1 protein-coding gene is annotated in these 268 nt (G+C 53.0%); it reads left to right on the forward strand.

Annotated features, from left to right (window positions below; genetic code table 11):
* On the forward strand, window positions 1–268 hold a 268-nt coding region (locus SB764_RS40750; RefSeq protein ID WP_410866863.1), incomplete at both ends, for a THUMP domain-containing protein.

Genomic DNA, 268 nt, shown 5'->3' on the forward strand with positions numbered 1-268 from the left:
GTTTAATCCTGGCGCGACCTTCGCTGTCCACTTCAGTGGTTTGAATGACACCATCCGCAACAGTCAGTACGGCGCGATGAAAGTGAAAGACGCGATCGTCGATGCTTTCACGCGGAAAAATCTGCCGCGTCCAAATGTTGATCGCGATGCGCCGGATATCCGCGTTAACGTCTGGCTGCATAAAGAAACCGCCAGTATCGCTCTTGATCTGAGTGGTGATGGTTTACATCTGCGTGGCTATCGCGATCGTGCTGGTATTGCGCCGATC

It is taken from the genome of Paraburkholderia sp. SIMBA_027, from assembly GCF_046535315.1.
Classification (GTDB): Bacteria; Pseudomonadota; Gammaproteobacteria; order Burkholderiales; family Burkholderiaceae; genus Paraburkholderia; species Paraburkholderia tropica.